18 protein-coding genes and 5 tRNA genes are annotated in these 20,362 nt (G+C 31.2%); 2 read left to right on the top strand and 21 right to left on the bottom strand.

Going from position 1 to position 20,362, the window contains the following annotated elements; translation table 4 throughout:
* Positions 1 to 654: 654 nt before the first annotated feature.
* Positions 655 to 2,055, bottom strand: a complete 1,401-nt coding sequence (locus SCLAR_RS02735) for a DDE-type integrase/transposase/recombinase (RefSeq protein ID WP_100254164.1) — start codon at positions 2,053 to 2,055, stop codon at positions 655 to 657.
* Between the two features lie 165 nt (positions 2,056 to 2,220).
* Between SCLAR_RS02735 and SCLAR_RS02730 the strand changes: the two genes are divergently transcribed.
* A complete protein-coding gene (locus tag SCLAR_RS02730) occupies positions 2,221 to 3,117 on the top strand; it encodes a lipoprotein (protein WP_100254412.1) in 897 nt (298 codons plus the stop codon).
* 35 nt (positions 3,118 to 3,152) lie between these two features.
* Here the strand turns inward: SCLAR_RS02730 and SCLAR_RS02725 are convergent, their stop codons facing one another.
* The 15 genes from SCLAR_RS02725 to SCLAR_RS02655 all read right to left on the bottom strand — a co-directional run bounded on the left by SCLAR_RS02725 (position 3,153) and on the right by SCLAR_RS02655 (position 12,881).
* The gene (locus SCLAR_RS02725) at positions 3,153 to 3,908 is read right to left on the bottom strand and encodes an MIP/aquaporin family protein (RefSeq protein ID WP_100254411.1); all 756 of its coding nucleotides are present in this window, start codon (positions 3,906 to 3,908) and stop codon (positions 3,153 to 3,155) included.
* A 124-nt stretch (positions 3,909 to 4,032) separates the two neighbouring features.
* Positions 4,033 to 4,121, bottom strand: a tRNA-Leu gene (locus SCLAR_RS02720).
* 18 nt (positions 4,122 to 4,139) lie between these two features.
* A tRNA-Lys gene (locus SCLAR_RS02715) sits at positions 4,140 to 4,215 on the bottom strand.
* An 11-nt stretch (positions 4,216 to 4,226) separates the two neighbouring features.
* Positions 4,227 to 4,301 (bottom strand) — tRNA-Gln (locus SCLAR_RS02710).
* A 4-nt stretch (positions 4,302 to 4,305) separates the two neighbouring features.
* A tRNA-Tyr gene (locus SCLAR_RS02705) sits at positions 4,306 to 4,389 on the bottom strand.
* A 4-nt stretch (positions 4,390 to 4,393) separates the two neighbouring features.
* Positions 4,394 to 4,469: transfer RNA gene (locus SCLAR_RS02700), tRNA-Thr, on the bottom strand.
* 185 nt (positions 4,470 to 4,654) lie between these two features.
* On the bottom strand, positions 4,655 to 5,659 hold the full coding sequence (locus SCLAR_RS02695; RefSeq protein ID WP_100254410.1) for an acyltransferase family protein: 1,005 nt from the start codon (positions 5,657 to 5,659) through the stop codon (positions 4,655 to 4,657).
* Positions 5,660 to 6,104: 445 nt separating this feature from the next.
* On the bottom strand, positions 6,105 to 6,572 hold the full coding sequence (locus SCLAR_RS02690; protein WP_100254409.1) for a lipoprotein: 468 nt from the start codon (positions 6,570 to 6,572) through the stop codon (positions 6,105 to 6,107).
* 218 nt (positions 6,573 to 6,790) lie between these two features.
* Positions 6,791 to 7,192: a lipoprotein gene (locus tag SCLAR_RS02685; protein WP_100254408.1), complete on the bottom strand. Its 402-nt coding sequence runs from the start codon at positions 7,190 to 7,192 to the stop codon at positions 6,791 to 6,793.
* 235 nt (positions 7,193 to 7,427) lie between these two features.
* The gene (locus tag SCLAR_RS02680) at positions 7,428 to 8,726 is read right to left on the bottom strand and encodes a thymidine phosphorylase (RefSeq protein ID WP_100254407.1); all 1,299 of its coding nucleotides are present in this window, start codon (positions 8,724 to 8,726) and stop codon (positions 7,428 to 7,430) included.
* 23 nt (positions 8,727 to 8,749) lie between these two features.
* Entirely contained in the window at positions 8,750 to 9,634 is an 885-nt protein-coding gene (locus SCLAR_RS02675; RefSeq protein ID WP_100254406.1) for a lysophospholipid acyltransferase family protein, read from the bottom strand.
* Complete coding sequence (locus SCLAR_RS02670) at positions 9,634 to 10,107, bottom strand: dihydrofolate reductase (protein WP_100254405.1); 474 nt, start codon at positions 10,105 to 10,107, stop codon at positions 9,634 to 9,636. Before SCLAR_RS02670 ends, SCLAR_RS02675 begins: the two co-directional genes overlap by 1 nt.
* Complete coding sequence (locus SCLAR_RS02665) at positions 10,107 to 10,976, bottom strand: thymidylate synthase (protein WP_100254404.1); 870 nt, start codon at positions 10,974 to 10,976, stop codon at positions 10,107 to 10,109. Before SCLAR_RS02665 ends, SCLAR_RS02670 begins: the two co-directional genes overlap by 1 nt.
* An 8-nt stretch (positions 10,977 to 10,984) precedes the next feature.
* On the bottom strand, positions 10,985 to 11,308 hold the full coding sequence (locus SCLAR_RS02660) for a holo-ACP synthase (protein ID WP_100254403.1): 324 nt from the start codon (positions 11,306 to 11,308) through the stop codon (positions 10,985 to 10,987).
* 1 nt (position 11,309) lies between these two features.
* On the bottom strand, positions 11,310 to 12,881 hold the full coding sequence (locus tag SCLAR_RS02655) for a hypothetical protein (protein ID WP_100254402.1): 1,572 nt from the start codon (positions 12,879 to 12,881) through the stop codon (positions 11,310 to 11,312).
* A 101-nt stretch (positions 12,882 to 12,982) separates the two neighbouring features.
* Here SCLAR_RS02655 and rnhC point away from each other — a divergent pair, with 101 nt between their 5' ends.
* Positions 12,983 to 13,882, top strand: a complete 900-nt coding sequence (gene rnhC / locus SCLAR_RS02650) for a ribonuclease HIII (protein WP_157795130.1) — start codon at positions 12,983 to 12,985, stop codon at positions 13,880 to 13,882.
* A 29-nt stretch (positions 13,883 to 13,911) separates the two neighbouring features.
* Here rnhC and SCLAR_RS02645 read toward each other — a convergent pair whose 3' ends face one another.
* From SCLAR_RS02645 to ileS, 5 genes are read right to left on the bottom strand one after another with little or no spacing between them, the layout of a single operon-like run.
* Positions 13,912 to 14,391, bottom strand: a complete 480-nt coding sequence (locus SCLAR_RS02645; RefSeq protein ID WP_100254400.1) for a deoxycytidylate deaminase — start codon at positions 14,389 to 14,391, stop codon at positions 13,912 to 13,914.
* 13 nt (positions 14,392 to 14,404) lie between these two features.
* Entirely contained in the window at positions 14,405 to 15,703 is a 1,299-nt protein-coding gene (locus SCLAR_RS02640; RefSeq protein WP_146637557.1) for a rhomboid family protein, read from the bottom strand.
* A 14-nt stretch (positions 15,704 to 15,717) separates the two neighbouring features.
* Positions 15,718 to 16,623, bottom strand: coding sequence for an RluA family pseudouridine synthase (locus tag SCLAR_RS02635; protein ID WP_100254398.1), 906 nt, complete (start codon positions 16,621 to 16,623; stop codon positions 15,718 to 15,720).
* 31 nt (positions 16,624 to 16,654) lie between these two features.
* Positions 16,655 to 17,539: a signal peptidase II gene (locus tag SCLAR_RS02630; RefSeq protein ID WP_100254397.1), complete on the bottom strand. Its 885-nt coding sequence runs from the start codon at positions 17,537 to 17,539 to the stop codon at positions 16,655 to 16,657.
* Positions 17,540 to 17,552: 13 nt separating this feature from the next.
* Positions 17,553 to 20,261: an isoleucine--tRNA ligase gene (gene ileS / locus SCLAR_RS02625; protein WP_100254396.1), complete on the bottom strand. Its 2,709-nt coding sequence runs from the start codon at positions 20,259 to 20,261 to the stop codon at positions 17,553 to 17,555.
* Positions 20,262 to 20,362 lie beyond the last annotated feature (101 nt).

Raw genomic sequence — 20,362 nt, 5'->3', positions numbered from 1 at the left:
GTAAATTAAATACTTGAAAAATCTGTAAAACGTTATACTATTTAAATCCTAAACATAAAGACTTTCATTTAAAACATTTCTTTAGTTTTTGAAAATTTGAACAATTTTGAAGTAAGTGTCTTTATAAAAACAACTTTCAGATTCAACTCTTTAAATTAAGTTGTAAAGACTATTTTAAAAATTAGTTCAAAAAAATTACTTATTACATTATTATATTAATGTTAAGAGAATATTTTAATTAATAGTCAACAAACACAAGCTATTGCTAGTTTGTGATAGTTACAGATTTTTATTAAAATATCGTGGAATTATTATTTAATAGTTTAACAAAATTATTGCTAGTCAGAAATTGCTAATTGATACCAGAAGGCTTACTTGACTGCTATTAAATACTTTTTGACGATATTATCTATTGATAGATTGGTACCGCCTTCTTCACAAACATTATATATGAGTTATTCAGATTTTCGTAGATAACTTTAAAAATAATTTTCGCTTTAGCGAAAAAAATATTTTACCATTAAACTTTTAGTTTGTTTTTTGCACTATTTTATAGCAAAATAAAAAAAATTTTGTAAGAAAACCCAAATTGTAGCTATCAAAACAAATTTGGACTTTTAGTAATTTTAATACAACTTTTAATAAATTGCTAGTTTAATAGGAGTGCTTTTTATATCAACTTGAGTATTTTTTCTTAAAAAAGATAAAGTTTGATTGAGCTCAGACAGAGTTGTTTTTAATTTTTTGTGGCATATCTTCAGGTTTCACTCCTTCATTTTCAAGAACAACTTTTGATTTGTAGAGCATTTCATTATCAAATTCAATCATACTATAATAGTTATCACCAAGTGATGCGATAAGGTTACCATCACAACATTGAATTATCATAATCTCTCGTCTAGGTATATTTAATGGTGTTGTGAAATTGCATATAAAGTACTTTTTCTTTTCATAGGTAACAGTTAGATCTCTTGCAACCACTCTAATTGATTTGTGTCCCAAAATAATATTTAGATCTCCCTCAAATTTTTTGAATGAATTTGTAGTAAAATCTTTTTGAAGGGTTACAACATGATTATTTAAATACTCAACAAATTTTGGTAAGACTAGATTGGCCTCATTAATATTTGTGACTTTATTTTGTTCCATAAAGGTAGTGATTGTACCTTTAATGGTTTTTCAGAGCCTTTCAATCCTTGGTTTGAATTGTGGTGAAATTGATGATTGGATGTCAATACCTAAGTTTTTAGCTACAAATGCAAACTGAATTCGAGAATCTTCGGGCGAAGATTCTTTTTTTTCACTCCAAAAAGTTCTGCGTTTGTCAGTTCTTAGCACTTCAAAAGTCCCATAATTTTTTAAGACCGGTTTCAAAGCATTGAAATAACCTTCAGTAGTTTCTTGATGATCAAAATATAATCCTAAAACCTCTCCACTTGCCTCATCAATATAACCATGCAATGCCCAAATCTCCTCATCACTGAATCTTCAAAATGTAGCATCAGCTTCAACAACATGACCACGCCTTTGGGTTCTTGGCCTTGCAATATGGATATTTTCTTTTGCTCTTTCTGTAGCTGAGGAGGGAACCAGTAGACTTTGAGGTCTATTTTTCAACTCTTCTTCTTTTGCTAACAATTTGATAGTTTTTTTATGTGCCAGTTTTGAGCAATGATTTTTAGATCTTAAAATATTGTAAATATATGAATAACTCACCCACTGATAGTCATATCTTTTATCTGCTTTTAAATAGCGCATAAAATCCCTAAAATTACAGTTTAAGTACTCATCCCTAAAAATCCTGCTAATCTCTAGTGCTTGCATATGGGTTCGCTTTTGAGCATGCTTATTGTTTTTATTTTTGTGGATAAAGAAGGCCTCACCAATTTCTTTGTATTTTTTAATGGCATCATAAAACCATGATCTACTACCACCACTTTTTATCAAAAGTTCTCTTTTGGCTGCTTTATCCCTGGATAAAGCAGCCTCCCTAATAATATCTTGTATATGTTTGTTGGTTTTCATTTGTCTTTTACCTCTATAATTTCTTTTCATTTTTATTCCCTGATTTCCTTTATTATTATAATCAAGTCCAAATTTGTTTTGATAACATTTAGTCCTTTTTTGTTTTGATAACAATGTAAAAAAAATTTTGTAAGAAAACCCAAATTTTAGGGCAAAAAAAGTGTATTATATTATTGTATTTTAGGGGTGAAAATTATGAAAAAGTTGATTAGCGTTTTAAGTGCCACTGCACTATTAACCTCTTCTACTGCTAGTGTTATTTCATGTGGAAATGACGCTTACTGAAACGAATTTAACAGAGCTGTTAAAAACCAAGAAACATTCATGGTTTATATTGGGGCTGATGATTGTGAATATTGCAATCATTTTGAAGATTCAAAAAAAATAACTGGTGATTTAGTACAAGAGTTACTAGATGGTTTAATTGCTAAGTATAAAGCAGATTTAACAACACTTGGTGATAAAGTTGAAGTTGATGATTTAACAGGATTTGGACAAGCAATTAAGGTTCCAGATCAAGTTAAGTTGCGTGAATTTATCATTGAAGCAAAAGCAGATAACTTTAATGAAAAATGAAGTAAAAACATTTTAAATTGAGTTAGAGATCAATTAAGAGAAATCTACTATACAAAAGAATTTAAGTATAATGTAGATAATGGTAATGGTGAAGTTAATGCTAGAAACCAAGTTAATGCAGCAGTTAAAAGTTATCTAGACAATGCCAAAGGAACTCCATTCTTCTTAATGATTAGAAATGGAAAACTAGCTGGAATTAGTTCAGGTTACTCTCGCACATCACCAATCAATCATGATGAAGATATTAGAAATTGGTTTGAAACATTTAAAAACTTCTTCTTAGCAGATGATTTAAGTAATCAAATTGTTAACCTAATAAAAAATTCATCAGGTTCAAGTTCAGGTGGTGAAGAAGCCAGTGAAACTGCTGAGGGTGCTACAACTGCTAAAAACAGTAAAAAAGCAAAACCAACAACAAAGCCAGCAGTAAAACCTGCAGCAGCAAAACCAGTGAAAACTGCTAAAAATAAACTAACATATGATTACAGTCAGTTAAATTTATTAAATTACATGTAAAAAATACAGAAGTCAACTTCTGTATTTTTTTAATCTTAAAATAATAATGCTAGTGCTCCCCCAACAACTCCAGCACAAAGTGGTGCTACAACTGGGATTCAACCATATTTTCAGTCACTACTTCCTTTACCTTTCATTGGTAAACATTGGTGCACTAATCTTGGTGCTAAATCTCTAATTGGGTTAATTGCAAACCCTGTAGTACCTCCAAGACCTAATCCAATGGCAATAACTGCAGCTCCAACAACCATTGGTCCAAGAGACCATAAAGTGAAGGCTAATCTACCGTAAGAAACCACTAGAACTGTTGCCACTAAGACAATTGTTGCTAAAAACTCTGATAAACAGTTTACTCAGATTTTCTTATTTTGTGGACCTGTGGCATGCATTGCTAAAACACTTGCTTGTTGTTGTTCACTTAAAGATTGGTGAATATGTTTAATGTAAATCAAATCTAACAAGACCTGAGCACAAATAGCTCCAACTAGTTGAGCTGCTAAGTAGATGGCAACCATCCCAAAACTGTTTGCTCCACTAATAATTACTCCCTGGTTTTTAATAACAACTGCCACAGTGACTGCTGGGTTTAAATGGGCTTTCCCTCCAAGTAAATAAGCTAACATAGCTCCTAAACCAACTGCAAAACCTCAACCAACAACAATTGTCAGTCAACCTGAATTTTGACCCTTAGTGTTTTTTAAAACTATATTGGCAACAACCCCATTCCCAATTAAGACTAGGATAAAAGTACCAAACATTTCAACTAAAAATTGAGATAAATAAATGTTCATATAATTCTCCTTTGCATATATGTTTATTATCATAGATTTTATAATAAACTTCAAGTCCCAATAAATTTTACTAATGAAACAAAAAAATACGATCTTAATCGTATTTATTTTCAAGTCCATATAATGGTCCCCAGAGCCGGACTTGAACCGGCATGACCTATAACAATCGCTGGATTTTAAGTCCAGTGCGTCTACCACTTCCGCCACCTGGGGGTAAAATATAAAAGATAATGGTGTCCCGTATAAGACTCGAACTTATGACCCACTGGTTAAAAGCCAGTTGCTCTACCGACTGAGCTAACGAGACAAAAAAATAAATGGCTGGGCTAGCAGGATTCGAACCGGCGCATGACGGAGTCAAAGTCCGTTGCCTTACCGCTTGGCTATAGCCCAATAATGGTGGGGAGTGACGGATTCGAACCGCCGAACCGTTAGGAGATGGTTTACAGCCACCCGCGTTTAGCCACTTCGCTAACTCCCCAAAGTGGTGCTGACTAAAGGACTCGAACCTTCGACCTATTGATTACTAGTCAATTGCTCTACCAACTGAGCTAAGTCAGCGCTCGTGTCCTTAATTAAGAACCTTTTCTATTATATAAAAAACTACTAATAAAAGTCAATAACAAAAACATCTTTTTTTAAAATTAATTGGCAAGAAAAGCCCCTAAACACTCACTTGTAGCATATTTGTGTTCAAAAGATCTTGTCTTGAAACCTTTTCTAGAGTTTTTGTAACTTGAATTTAACTAACTTTGGTAAATGTTTTCAGCTTTAAAAAACTTTTTAAAGTATGGTTTTTGAGCTAAGTTGTTAGCTAATTTAACAATTGGTTTACTAATTAAGACTGCAAGAACTGTGCTACTAATAAAAGTTTGCAAGAAAGACAGCAAATAAACTAAATTGATGTCTAAATGGTCGTAAAAAGGACGAATGTAGTAGTTAACTAAGTTATCAAAAAGAAAATGAAAAAGGTAAATATACAATACTAAGGCACCAAAATAATCAATAAATTTGGCATGACTTGGTTTTAATGAAATTGTAAAACAAAATATTAAGATTGCAAAAGGAATTACTTCAAAATTTGCTAGACCTTTAGCAAGAGAAAATTTTGTTAAAGTATTAACAAGCACCACCACAATTCAATAAGCTAAGACTAAGGTTAAAAATATGTACTTTCAATAAACTTTTTGTAAGGGATAATACAGCTTGATTATTCCCCCAACAAAATATAATAAGATAAAAACAATAATATTGTCAATTGCAAAAAACTGCCCATATCTCATTGAACTGTGGTAAGCAAATAAAGCAAACATAATGATCAAAATTGGTAGTAAGTAATTCTTACGAACTTTATACAAGACTAAGTTTAAAATTGGGACACAAGCTTGAATAATTAAAAAGGCTCAAATGTATCATCAATCTCTACCTCCCAAAATTACTGTTAAATAATCTAACTTCCCTTTGATATCTCATAATATAAATGGTGTGATGATTAAATTTAAAACCCAACAAATGGCAACAATAAAGATTATATTGAAAAAATTATAGTTGTTCGAAGTTGCTTTTAAGTACCCTGTAATTAACATAAAAACATAAATCGAGACATTTAAAAATGGATACAAATAATTTAACATTGGAATTTGTTTATCAGTCATGTGAGCTGTCACTTGGTGCAAAGCAATCACAAAAAAAATGCACAAAATTCTTAAAAATTCAATCTTACTGTTTCTGATACTATTATTACTCTTCATGTTACTTCCTTGATTATCTCACTTATGCTTAATAAGTTTTAAAATAATACCACGAAAATGTGTAGAAGTCAAACAAAAAGTACTCTGGGCGGAGTACTTTAATAAATTCCAGAACAAGCAATCATTATATTATATAAATCTATAATTTATAACATGTTCATTTGATAGGGCTAAACAAACACTATGGGCTATTTCAACAAGCCTGCTCTAGACATTTATTATTATAGATTATTTTTTTACTTTTTTCAATATCTGACCCACAGATAAATCAAATTTCTTTATAAATTCTACTTGTCGATATTTTAATTCCCTCATTTTAATAACTATGTTGCTATTTTTGAGTAATATTTTTAAATTTTAATAGCATTCAATATAAGTAAATTTAATTCTAGACAAAAAAACCACTAAATTAGTGGTTTTAAATCAAATGTAGTGGTTAAATTTACTATTTTTTTGATGAATTTTTTGCAGGAGTAGCAGGTGTTGTTGCAGGAGCTGCCGGCGCAGGAGTTGGTGTTGCTGGAGTAGCCACTTTTACAACAGTAACTTTAACTGTTCCTATTTTTTCATATTGTTCTTTGCTAGTTTTTGGAGCTGGGATTGTTACATCTAAAATATATGTTTCATCTTTTGCTCTGACTGCTTTTTTATTTTGAAGAACAGAGATAGTAACTTTTGCTTTCCCCTCTTCATGTTGTTTTGAAGAACCTTTTAATCATTCAAGATCTTTTTTAAAAATTGTTACTTCTTCATCCTTTTTAATTTTTGCACTCTCAATTGTTACTTCTACAGAAGTTTTATCAGCAGCTATTGTAGCTTCTGCAAGTGTTTCAGACTTATTACAAGCTGACACACTTGATGTAGTGGTTGCTACAAGTCCTGTGGCAGCCAATAAGCTAATTAATTTTTTCATTAATTTTTTTCCTTCTTTCGACCAAAATACATACATACCTTGGCTTTGAAAATATTACCATAATAAATAACACTTTGCAGAGAATTTATAAAATATATTAAATTTTTTCATTAACACTATGATTTGACCATTTTAAAAGTTTACTTTGGTTATTTTTAAGTAAACTTAAAGATAACAAGTTAAAAAACCACTAAAATGTGGTTTTTTAATTTCTAAAATTATTTACTTTCTGCAGGTGCTACTTTGTGAACAGTGATTTTAACTGTACCAATATCTTCAGGATCCTCTGAACTTGATGGATCTAAAATAATACCAATTTTTAAAGTATATGTTTTTTCTTCTTTACGATCTACAGATTGATCGACTGAAATTTTCAATTTTGCTTTCCCATCTTCAGCATCCCCATCATTAATTCCACCAACCGAGGTATCTTCTTTGTCATATGCCATTACTAAGCAACCTTTAACAATTTTTGAACTCTCAACTGTCATAGATACATTATTTGTATCTGCAGTGATTGTGGCTTCTCCAAGAAAGTTATCCTTGTTACATGCTAATACACTTGATGAAGTAGTTGCCACAAGTCCTGTGGCAGCTAAAATACTTATCAATTTTTTCATAGTTTTATCTCCTTTGTGCCAATATATAATCCATTGACTACGAAAATATTATCATAAATGATAACACTTTTGGTTAAAAACATCAATAAACTTTAAAAAAGGTTAAAAACTGTTTTAAATGTGGTTTTTTACTACTATCAGTTTATTAGAACTAGTTATTTCTCTTAAAAAAATCAAAATAATTTAATAAACCATTAAAAAATAAGTCCCTATTAAAGGACTTATTTTAACTGTTTTAGTGAATTCAGTCAATAACCACTGAACCTTTGATAGGTTTTTCACAAATTTGCACTAAGTCATTTGCATCACTAACAAATTGGGTTTCATTGTCAATATTTGTATATAATGTCATAATTGGCTCACCAATTTCCACTTTTTCACCAGTTGTTTTATTTAAATAAATACCTGCTGCAAAATCAATTTTATCTTCTTTGGTAGCTCTTCCTGCTCCTAAATGCATTGATAAGTATCCTAAAGCAGCAGCTGAAGTAAAGCTAACATAACCTGCTTGTTTTGCTAAAATAACATGTTGGTATTTTGTAGTAAAATACTTATCAAAGTCTTTAATCATTTCAAAATTACCACCTTGAGCAGTTACAAAGTCTTCAAGGTATTTAGCAGCACTACCTGCACTTAAAACTTCTTGCACTGCTGTTTCAGCTTCCATTAGTGATTCAAATTGTTTATTTTGTACCAAAGTAACTGCAGCTGCTACAGTACACAGTTCATTTAAATCAGCTGGTCCTTTACCATGTAAAGTGTCTCAAGCTTCTTTAACTTCAAGTGCATTACCAATGGCTCTTCCTAAGGGTTTATCCATGTCAGTTAACAACACACTAACATTTCTGCCATAACTTTTCCCAATGTTAATCATTGTTCTTGCCAATTCTCTGGCAGCTTCAATTGTTTTCATAAAAGCACCAGATCCAACTTTAACATCTAAAATGATGCTATCTGCTGGGACAACTAGTTTTTTTGACATAATACTTGAAGCTATTAGGGGAATTGAATCAACTGTTCCAGTAACATCTCTTAAAGCATATAATTTTTTATCTGCTGGAACTACATCTTTTGATTGACTCATAATTGAAACCCCCACAGTATTTAAAACTTCTTTAAACTTAGCTTCTGAAATTTCTCCAGTTCAACCTGTACAACTTTCAAGTTTATCAATTGTGCCTCCGGTTTGTCCTAATCCACGTCCAGATAGTTTTGAAACTTTAATTCCAAATTTAGCCACTAAGGGTGCATAAATTAGACTAGTTTTATCTCCAACTCCTCCTGTTGAGTGTTTATCTGCAAAAGGTCCTTTCACACCTTTTAAATCATAAGTGATTCCTGAATTAATCATAGCTTTTGTAAAAGCTGCTAATTCTGCATCACTCATTCCATTAAATCAAACAGCCATATTAAAGGCAGCCATTTGGTAATCTTTTAAAGTATCATTAACAAAAGAATTAACCACCCAAATTATTTCTTGACTTGTTAATTCTTGTTTGTTTTTTTTCTTATCAATAATTGTTGCAAAATTCATATTTCTACCATTCTTTCTAACTACTAGTAAAAGTAAACTCGACTTTTTTTATCAACTCTTTTTGGTGTCAATTTGCTTGTTTTTGGGTTTACATCAACATCTTTATATTTATCTAAATTTTTTTGAATTTCTTTTTTGATATTTTGAGTCAAAGTATCTGTTTTAATTGAAATAAATTTTTCTGGTGCTAAGGGTTTTGAAAAAACTACCTTAACATGCAAGGTCCCCCTTGCTCTCTTTTCATACAACTGGTAAGAGTTAATAATTGTCACTGGGACAACTGGAGTATAAGCCATTTGAGCAAGCTTCATACTAGCTCCTTTAAATTCACCCATTTCAATACTTGAACTTCGAGTCCCTTCTGGGAAGATTACTAAACTACGTTTGTATTCATTAAGTAACTCTTTACCTTGCTTCATAGCATTAATTGCACTACGAGGACTGTTACGGTCCAAGGGAATGCTGTCAATTAAATTAATAAAGTGTTTGGCAACTTTAGTGGTTCAAAGTTCTTGTTTGGCAATAAAAGCCAAAGGTTGTTGTTTTGAAAAATCATTAATTGCTAGCATTAATAGTGGATCTAAATTACACTGGTGGTTTGGAGCTAAAATAATACCGCGATCTAATCAGTTTTCAATCCCAAAAACATGGATTTTAATGTTAGCCACCTTTAAAACTGTTCTCATTTTTTTCTTAACTCAATTGTAACGATATTCTTCTGAGTATAAATTAGGATCTCGTTTGATTTTCTTAGTTATTTTTTTGGCTTTTGAAATCATATTCAATAGCCCTAAACCATGAGAAAAGATTCTTCACTTTGAGATATAAATTTTTTTCTTCTCTTTGGGCTCAATTGGAGCCACTGCTTTAACCTCAGTTGTTAATTGGTTTTGTTGTTCTGCTGACATTATATTTTCCTTTCATATATTGCTACTTCAAAATCTTGATACTTTTTGGTTTCTATCAATTTGAATGGCAATGACTCTATGCTTGGTGCATATGTATCTCCATCATAGTCTTGATAAATGTAACTAATTACAAGTTTATCAGCCATTGCAAGTACAGTCTCATAGACTTTACTTCCTCCTATGATTATAAGTTCTTCTCCACTATTTTCATAGTATTTTAAAACATTTTTTAAATTATTTGTCACTTCTAAGTTTGGATGTGTTATAGTCATAGGTCTTGAAGTAACCACAATATTTTTACGATTTGGTAAGGGTTTTAGTTTTAAGGACTCTCAGGTGTTGCGCCCCATTAAAACTGTTTTATGACGAGTATAATTTATAAAATGTTGCATTTCTGCTTTAATATCTCATGGCAAATGCCCAGCTTTACCAATTACCCCACTTCTAGTTTGAGCCCACAATAAGGTAATCACTAAACTGCCACCAATCCTTTAATTGGTGGATGAGGATCATAATCGGTAAGCTTGATGTCTTCATAGTTTACTGCAAAGATACTTTTTTTTGAAAAATCTATGGTTAGTTGTGGTAAAGTTTTGGGAGTTCTTTGTAGTTGCTGGTTGACTTGCTCTAAGTGATTTGTGTAAATATGAGCATCCCCAATTGTATGAATAAAATATCGAGGTTTTAAGTTACATTCTAAGGCTACTAATGTAAGCAATAGTGAGTAACTAGCAATATTAAATGGTACTCCTAAGAAAATGTCCCCACTTCTTTGGTATAATTGTAAATCTAATTCACCTTGACTAGAGACATAAAATTGAAAGAAGGAATGACAAGGAGGTAAAGCCATTTGATTAACTTGGGCTGGATTCCAAGCAGACACTATGTGTCTGCGTGAATATGGATTAACTTTAATGTCTTCGATTACTTGTTTAAGTTGATCTACACCTTCAAAATCTCGTCACTGTTTTCCATAAACTGGTCCTAATTCACCATATTTTTGAGCAAAGGCTGCATCTGTTTTTATCTTTTCAATAAACTCAGTCAGTGTTTCACCTTGAAAAACTGCTGATTTTTTATAGATTTCATAAGGTCATTCATTTCAAATGTTAACATTATTGTCTACTAAATATTTAATATTGGTGTCACCTTTTATAAATCATAGCATTTCATGAACAATGGCTTTAAAAAAGACTTTTTTTGTTGTTAAAAGTGGAAAACCAACTCTTAAATCATAACGAGATTGGGTTCCAAATAAAGATACTGTCCCTGTTTTAGTACGATCTGTGCGACTTTCTCCATTGGCTAAAACATTTTTAACTAGTTGTAAATATTGTTCCATAATTCCTCCTATAAATTTAAAACCACTGCCACAGCATAGTCTTTTTCATGAGCTATTGAAAGTTCCAGATGTGCTAATTTACTAGGTTTTGTCACCACTGGTTTTGCTTGTAAATAATCAATACAAATGTGCTTTGGGGTAATTTTATCATCAATAACTTTAATAATGGCTTCTTTAGCAGCTCAACGCCCTGCTAAAAATTGTTTTTTTGCAGCTTCATCTTCTATTTTTGTTAAATACTTGTACTCATCAACATGTAAAATTTGAGCAATCAGGGCTTCTGATAATTTTATTCGCTCAACTTGTACAATATCAAGACCTATTTTATTCAAGTTAACTATTTAAATCTGCAAAATCAAAGTAGTATTGAATTCAAAATCCATTATATAGGTTTGATTCATAAATGTCTTGAGCTGGACTATTGGTAATTAACCTTTGTGATGTTTGGTTTAAATTGGTTCAATTTGTTTTTAAATTTTTATTAAATAATGAACCCATCAGCTGCCCATTGAATGTTAATTCCAATGATTGGGCCACAAACACATTTGATCAAGCTGATGGTGCAAAGACTGGAACACTAGGATTTGCATTAGTAATTTTGTTAATAAAGAAGATGTTCCTAAAAAGACTGTAAGTTTTTGTAGGATTATGTAAAATCTCTGCTAATTTTTTATCACTATTGTAACCTAAGCTTGCAAATGAATCATCAAAGAAGTTAGCGACCTGGATAAAGGGGTTGACAACATTATTGGTGTCAGCTCAGGCATAGAACTTTTTAAAATTATCTAATGTCATAAAAGTGTTGGGTTTTTCATAATCAACTTCAAGTTCATTAGCTGCTCGAAATTGTTCAAAAGCATTCATAATTTGTATGCTATTAACATTTGTTTGCACATCTGCTACATTTGTTCCATCTGAAACCAATAATGAACGAGGAGTTACTAACATAATTTCTGCCACTGTTCTTAACAAGGTACGTGTATCATCAGGCATAATTTGAATACAAGTTGCTAGTGGTGCATTTAAGGGGTTATTAGCAACATAGCCATCCAACATTAATTCAGCATAAGTATCAAAAACTGTGGCTGGAATTTCAGTAAAGACATTGCCTGTTTGTCCTTGACTGACAAATTGAGTTACAAGTGAAGATGCTGGATTTATCAAGTATTTTTGGACACAAGCATTAGTATACATGTATTTTGCCAAAGGAACTGTTGGCATATTAAAAGCAACCTTTTTAGAGAGTGAATAGCGACTATATGAGTTTCCATACTTTGCCCAATCTTCTTTTTGTTCTGCAGTTAACTGACTATAATTAAATAAACTTAATTTTTGAGTTTCAGTGGCAAAAATTGGTAATGAAATAAAACTTGAAAGATATAGTGAAAACATTAAACCAAAAGCTAAACCATTAAAGGCACCAAGAATCATGTCTGCTGGACCAATGATTTTGATACGACGGATTCTCTCTTTTAAGACAGTATGATAAATTGCAATCCCAATCACATTGACTACAACAACAATTATGACTGAGAAAATTACAAAGATGACAGCAGCAGTGAAAACTTTTAACAGTTCTTCACCCATACCATCTCATGAAAAAGCAAAGTCACTATCTCCAATTAGTGATTTTAACAAGTTCATAAAAACTGAACCAATTGAACTTGCTGCAAAATTTAAAATATCTACCAAACCAGTTTTTTTAATAAGAGCTACAATTGGGGGGTTAATGGCGTTTGTTAATAAAGTTGGAATAAATAAGTTGATTACAAGGGCTACAATTTGCACACCTAAAACATAAAGGGTCACTAAAAAACCTCTTTTTAAGCCAAAATATAAACCACCAATGATTATTAAAAATGCAAAGATGTCATATAACCATCATGGCCCAATATTTATTATCATAAGTTGCCCCCTAACTATTTTTGATTATACCAATATTTTGCTAAGATTTGTATTATGATTAGACTATATATTTTATATTATCAACTGCAATGGAGGAAAATATGGACCAATTTAGTTTTAAAAAGGTAGCAGTGCAAAAGGTGAAAGCCTTAATTAATGACTTAAACCATTTAAAAGTACCCCACCAAGAAATGGGTGGGAAATTGATTTATCAACCAAAAGATGGTGCCACAATTACTATTTATCAAAATAATACCATTTTAATTCAAGGCAAAACTGGAGCAAACTATGTTCTCAAGTACCAACTAGGTGATATCCAAGATCCTCAAACCCAAGTAGAAGTTAACTTTAATGAATATAATGTTTTGGGAAGTGATGAAGTTGGAGTTGGGGATTTTTTTGGACCAATTGTAGTTTGTTGTGCTTATGTACCTGCCAGTTTTAAAACCAGTAACCCTAGCATCTTTCAAAATCTTAAAGATTCAAAAACACTAACCGATCATGAAATTACAAAAGTCTATTTACAAATTAAAGATTTAGTCAAACACACTGTCTACATTATGGGTAATAAAACCTATAATGATAAATATGAACAGTACCAAAATATTAACACTTTAAAATGCTTGGCTCACAATCAAGTGCTTGCCAAATTTGCTCAAGAAAACCAAGATTTAAACATTAATTACATCTTAATGGATCAATTTGTTGAAGAAAAAAAATACTATGAGCACTTACAAGTTAATAAAATTAAATTAGCACCATACCAAATTACTTTTAAAACCAAAGCAGAAAGCAAATCTGTGGCAGTGGCTAGTGCAAGTATTATTGCTCGTTATTATTTTTTAACTGCAATAAAAAATTTAGAAGCTAAATATAATCTTGTCATTCCTTTAGGAGCTAATAACCATGTAAAAAGTTTGGTTAATTCTTTAAAAAGGCAAAAACAAATTGATGTTCGAGGTTTACTGAAATTAAACTTTAATAGCAAAATCAAGAAGTAAAAGCAACACCTAGTTTGGTGTTGCTTTTTTTACTTATTAAACTTTAAAACTACTTCTACTGCTGGTTTTAATTCCAATTGTACACCTGCAGTTGTTAGCATTTTTTTAGAAACTTGAAATTCTGCAGTATCACTATACTTGTCACAAGAATAAACAATTTTTTTGATCCCTGATTGAATAATACTTTTAGAACATTCATTACAAGGAAACAAAGAAGTATACATTGTACAATCTCGAACATTAGTATTTGAAGATAAAATTGCATTTAATTCTGCATGAACTACATATGGGTACTTAGTTTGAGTTCAGTCCCCTTCTCTAGTTCAAGGAAATTCATCATCACTAATTCCACGTGGAAAACCATTATAACCAGTACTTACTACTTGAAATAAATCGTTGACAATTACTGCTCCGACTTGAGTGCTTGGATCTTTACTCCGCATAGCAATTAATTTTACCATTGCTAAGAAATAGGTGTCTCAATCAATGTAATTTGTTCTTTTTGTCATTGCTTTTTAATTCCTACATAAAGGGTTGAATTACAAAGTCGCCACTACTATTGGCAATGAAATACCTTCAACCTAAATTCTCATTTAAAATAGTGTTAACTTTATCAACATTAAAGACTCACTTACGGACACCAACTAGTAATGAGCGAGCAACAATTTCATTATATACTAAGCCATTTGATTCCATTATTAACCCAATTAAAGGGACAAATAAAAATCCAGCAACAATTATGATTGGGATCCCCAAAAAGAGATCAATGTGTTTGTAATCATAGGTAAAGAATAATGTAATAGCTGAACTTAATGCCAAAGCAGCAAGAATTGAAACAACATCTCCATGTGGTAAAAAAATCATGTAAACCAAAACTGCAATTAATGGCAGTAAGAATCTTGAATTTGAGTAAATTGAAATAGCATTTCTTTTTTTGTTTCAAGTTGTTACCCCTAAAACTGAGATGACTGAAATCACAAAGACCATGATTCCAGCAATTTGAACTGTTGGCATTAAGATTGTCACAAATAGACCAGTTAATATGTAAGTGGCAAAAATTATAAAGGCAAATTTTCATGAACCAATAATTTTTTCAGTATAACGAGCAGTTTTGATAACAACTAAAATTGCAAATATTATCTGAACTGGGGCAATAAATATTCCATAATTAATATTATTAAACCCATAGGTTAAAATTCTCCAGTACTGCCCAGCATCAATTGTTAGAGCTTTTGTTGAACCACCAAAGAATAATGAAGCTACAAATGAATTTAAAAGATCTTCATCTGCTCTTGACAAATATATCCACAATACATAAGTTACCAAAGGCATAATTATGAAAAAGACACTAAAAATAATAGAAACAGCACTGCGATTGTTCATACTTGAAATCAAATCTTTTAGTTTCTGATTAGTTGAATTAGATGGATTTTGCAATTGGTCTAAAATCTCTTCATCTGTATATTGTTTTTCATCAGGTAGAGCTGTGGTTAATTTGACAATTTTTGAGAAATAATCTTTTAATTTGATTTTAGCTTCTTCTAAGTCTTCAACACAAACTGCACCCTTCAAATTATCACTAGTAACAGCAATGGTTAGAGTTTCAATTCTTTCACGTTTACCATTTGAAATATTAGTTTTAATTTCTTGTAGTTTTCGGTCATTTTCCATTGGTACACCAATTGTTACCACCACAATTTTTTTACTCTGACGTTTATTTACTAAATATGAAGTTTTTTCATCACTTAGTTTTGATGGTTTGTATCTTTCAACTCTAATCAAGTAGTCAACTAAACTAAGTTTTAATTCATTGAAATTCATTGACATCTTAACACCTATTTTTCTAACTCTCTTATTTTATCACTAAATTCCCTAGGAATTTCAACATAAAATTCTAATTTTTCACCTGTTATGGGGTGCTTAAACTTTAATCTTTGGGCATGTAAATATTGTCCAAAAGTATCTTTTTGGTCTTCTTTAAAAGCATAAAGTGGATCACCAACAACTGGGTGATTAATAAAACTGAGGTGAACTCTAATTTGGTGAGTTCGCCCAGTTTCTAGTACACATTTTAATAAGGTATAATGTTCAAACTTTTTTACAACCTCAAAATGAGTTTTGGCTGGTTTGGAATTATGGTCTGTTACTGTCATTTTTTTACGATCAGCTTTATGACGACCAATTGGAGCATCTATTAAACCTGATTCTGATGCTAACTCCCCATGAACTAAGGCTAAATATTCTTTATAAATTTGGTTATTTGCTAACATTTCAGTTAACTTTTTATGAGCTTGGTCTGTTTTAGCAACCATTAACAAACCTGTAGTCATTTTATCAAGTCGATGCACAATTCCTGGTCTTAATTTACCAGCAATTGAAGATAAATCTTTGATATGAAATAATAGACCATTTACTAAGGTTTGGTCTCGGTTCCCAGCTGCTGGGTGTACTATTAAACCATTGGGTTTATTAACTACTAAAATGTCACTATCTTGATAAATTATTTCAAATTTAACATCTTGAGGAATGGCACTAATGGCTTCAGGGGTTTTTGGGTTAATAACTACTGTGTCTCCACTTAATAAATTATATTTGGCACTAACTTGTTGAGTGTTAACAGTAATATAACCTTCTTCAATTAGTTTTTGGACATAACTGCGAGAAAAATCAAACTCATCTTTTAAATAATCAGCTACAAATTTATCTAAACGTCCTGCATTTTGAGTTAATTTTATCTCCATTTTCTTCACCTTAACCTGTTTTCCACTCTCATTAAATTAATTTTTCACTGTTGCTTTTCACAAAACCCTCTAATCTTGCAATTTTTTTAGTTATTTTTTCAATCTGTTGATTTTTCTTAACTTGTAAACTACTCAAATTTTTATGCTCACCTGGTAGATTTTGAAGTTGATATTCAACTAAAAACTTTTTAAACTGAAGTTCATTAATTTTACACATTCAATTTCATTCCTTATACAAAAAGTATTGAGTTTTAAATGATTTTTGTTTTAAATCTGTTACTAATTTTTGATCTAGTGCTAAACGATTAGTTTGAGTAATTTCTCAATTATCAAAAATAAGTTCATGTTTTTTGTATGGTGCTTGTTTGACTTCAACAACAATTCAATAAATAAAACAAACTATCAATAAGACAACAGCAATATTAACACATAAATCAGCAATATTGAAGCTGTAAGCATAAACACCTGTGGGTACTCAACTTGGAAATAGGTCTTGGTTGAATGATAAAAAGTCAACCACTCCACCTTTACGACCTTCAAATTCAGGAGCTCAACCGCGAGCTAATAAATTTCCCATAGCTCCTGCAAAAAAGATATTTGCAGAATGAATTCACAAGCGATTTCTAACAAAAGTTAAAATCACTCCAACAACAATTGTCACACTTGTAGCCATAAAAATCGTTAGTGCTAGATTGTTGGCATTGGCTCCATAAGCAGACCCAAAATTTACTAAAAAGTTAAAGTGTAAAAACCCTTTAATAACATCACTATCAAAGTTCTGGTTTCATTTAGCAACAGCCACAGCTTTTGTAATTCAGTCAAAAGCCACTAATACCAAAAAGATTGGCAGACACCAGATTAATTTGTATCTCCAACGATAATTATGTTCTTTTAAGTAGATTTTTATTTTATCCATTTTTTATCATCCTTTAATTAATTACAGCATAACATCTTTGGCAAATATCTGCCACTAATTCATCAAAAATAGCTCAACATCTTTGGCATTTTAAACCTTCTTTGGCTTCAACTTTAACATCAGCCACTTTACCACTTACTGCTTGAGAACTATTCTTGAAATTAACAGTATTAACAATTAACAATTGACTTAAGTTGGGGATGGTTTTTAAGTTTTCAAATTCAGTTTGTAAACTAATTGAGACCACAGCATCAAAACCTTTTTTAATTAGTTTTTCATTTCGAGCTTTTTCAAGAGCTTCATTCACATCATCTCTTAAATCTAAAAATGAGTTTCATTTTTTAACAAAATCTAAGGGTTGAGTAAAGTCTTGTGGTCTAACATCTAATAAGTGAACAGAAGCTACTAAATCAAGGTTTTTCATGGCTTGGTACACTTCTTCAATTGTATGTGGTAATACCACTCTAAGCATATCAATTAAAGCCCACAATTGTTCATATAAAACTGTTTGAACTTGACGTCTTCTTGGAGCTGTTTGTTTTTCAATGTAGATTATGTCTTTAATAAAATCTAAGTAAAATGAAGATAAATCATTAATTACATAGTTGTTGATCAGTTTAAAACCAGCATTAAAATTATATGTGTTCATAGCTTCACTAAACTTAGTTTTTACATTTGTTAAGTTATGCAGTGCAAAAGCATCAACTTCTGCAAGTTTTTTTTGATAATCACTACTTGGATTAAAATCAACTAAATTTGCTAACATAAAACGCATAGTATTTCTAATTTTTCGATAAGATTCTGCTACTTGTTTTAAAATCTCTGGACCAATTCTTTGATCATCAGTAAAATCTGTTGAAAAAACTCATAACCTTAAAACATCAGCTCCTAAATCATCAGCAATAGCTAAAGGATCAACTGTATTTCCAATTGATTTTGACATTTTGTGACCCTTTTCATCATTTGTCATTCCATGAGTGATTAATTGTTTGTAAGCTGGCTTACCATCAAAAATGACTGAATTGATCATTGAAGAGTTAAACCAACCACGATACTGGTCATTTCCTTCTAAATAAACATCAAATGGTCTTGGTAATTTAAAGTTTGCTTCTAAAGCAATGTTTGAACTACCTGAATCAAACCAAACATCTAAAATATCTTTTTCTTTAGTTCAGCCTTTATTTTGATGCTCTTTTGGTAAAAATTCATCTGCTGGTAACTCAAATCAAGCATTAGTTCCCAATTTATTAACTTGAGCCACTGCATATTTAATTGTTGGTAAATCATAGATGGCTTGTTTGTTTTGATCATAAAAGGCAATAATTGGTACTCCTCATAACCTTTGACGAGAAATAGTTCAATCATTTCGGTCTTTAATAATGTTTCGCAAACGCTCTTTTGATCACTCTGGATTGGTGCTTACTTTGGTTACAATTTGTTGGTCAATTTCAGCTTTAACTTGTTCTAAACTAACAAATCATTGGTGAGTTGCTCGATAAATTACTGGTTTTTTAGTTCTTCAGTCATGTGGATATGAGTGTTTAACAAATTTTAGTTTTAACAAATATCCTTTATTTTCTAAAGCTTGACCAATGATTTTGTTAGCATCTTCATAAAAGACTCCCTCAAGAGTTTTATCATTAATTGTCACATCAAATTTACCTTGGTCATCAATGGGAGCAAAAGCTTTGATTCCCTGTTTTGTCACAATTTCAAAGTCATCTTCTCCAAAACCTCCAGCAGTGTGAACTAGACCTGAACCTGCCTCAGCACTAACATGGTGTCCAATAACTACACTACCAGTTTGTTTGTCATATCAAGGGTGTTGGTATTTTAAACCTACCAATTCAGGACCCTGATATTCTTTTAAAACAGTAACTTCTTCTCAACCAATTTGTTCAGCCACACTTGCTTGTAAATCTTTAGCCACCACAAAACTCTTAGTTGAGTTTTTTGGTTGCACCAAACAATATGTTAGTTCTGCACCAACAGCAATTAACTGGTTGGCTGGAATTGTTCAAGGAGTGGTTGTTCAAATTACTAGGTTAGCGTTTTTAAAATCTGGGTGTTCAACAATTGGTACTCCCACAAAAATTGTTGGTGATTTTACATCAGCATACTCAATTTCGGCTTCTGCTAGTGCAGATTCACTACTTGGAGATCAATAAATTGGTTTTAAATCTCGATAAATTAGTTTTTTTTCAATCATTTTTGTATATAAAGCTAATTGCGCAGCTTCAAAATCTGGGGTTAAAGTTAAGTATTTTTGATTATAATCTGTAAAAACCCCCAAACGACGAAATTGTTCACTTTGAATTTGCACTTGTTCTAAAGCATAACTCTTACATAAATCTCTAAATTCAGAAGGTTTTAAAGCTTTACGATCAACTCCAGTTTTAGTAACAGCAGTTTCGATTGGTAAACCATGAGTGTCTCACCCCATAATGTAAGGTGAATTATAACCACTACTATTTTTTCAGCGCACAATAATGTCTTTTAAAATTTTATTCAAAGCATGTCCAACATGAATGTTCCCATTTGCATATGGAGGACCATCATGTAGAATAAAGTAAGGTTTTTTGGCATTCAAAGCAATTTTTTGTTGATAAATTTTTTGATCTAACCATTTCTTCTCAATTACTGGTTCTTTTGTTTTTAAATCTGCTTTCATATCAAAATCAGTTTGATACATTAATAGTGTATCTTTATAATTCTTTTCCATATTTCCTCCAATAAAAAACACCCCTAGTTGTAGTGAGTGTTTGTTTTTAACAGTAGTTTGTTGAAATTACTCAACAATTTGTCTTACTCTCTCAATAACTA

The organism is Spiroplasma clarkii (assembly GCF_002795265.1).
GTDB classification, from domain to species: domain Bacteria; phylum Bacillota_I; class Bacilli_A; order Mycoplasmatales; family Mycoplasmataceae; genus Spiroplasma_A; species Spiroplasma_A clarkii.
Note: the sequence above shows the minus strand (reverse complement) of the source record. Positions and strands in the feature narration are given on the sequence as shown.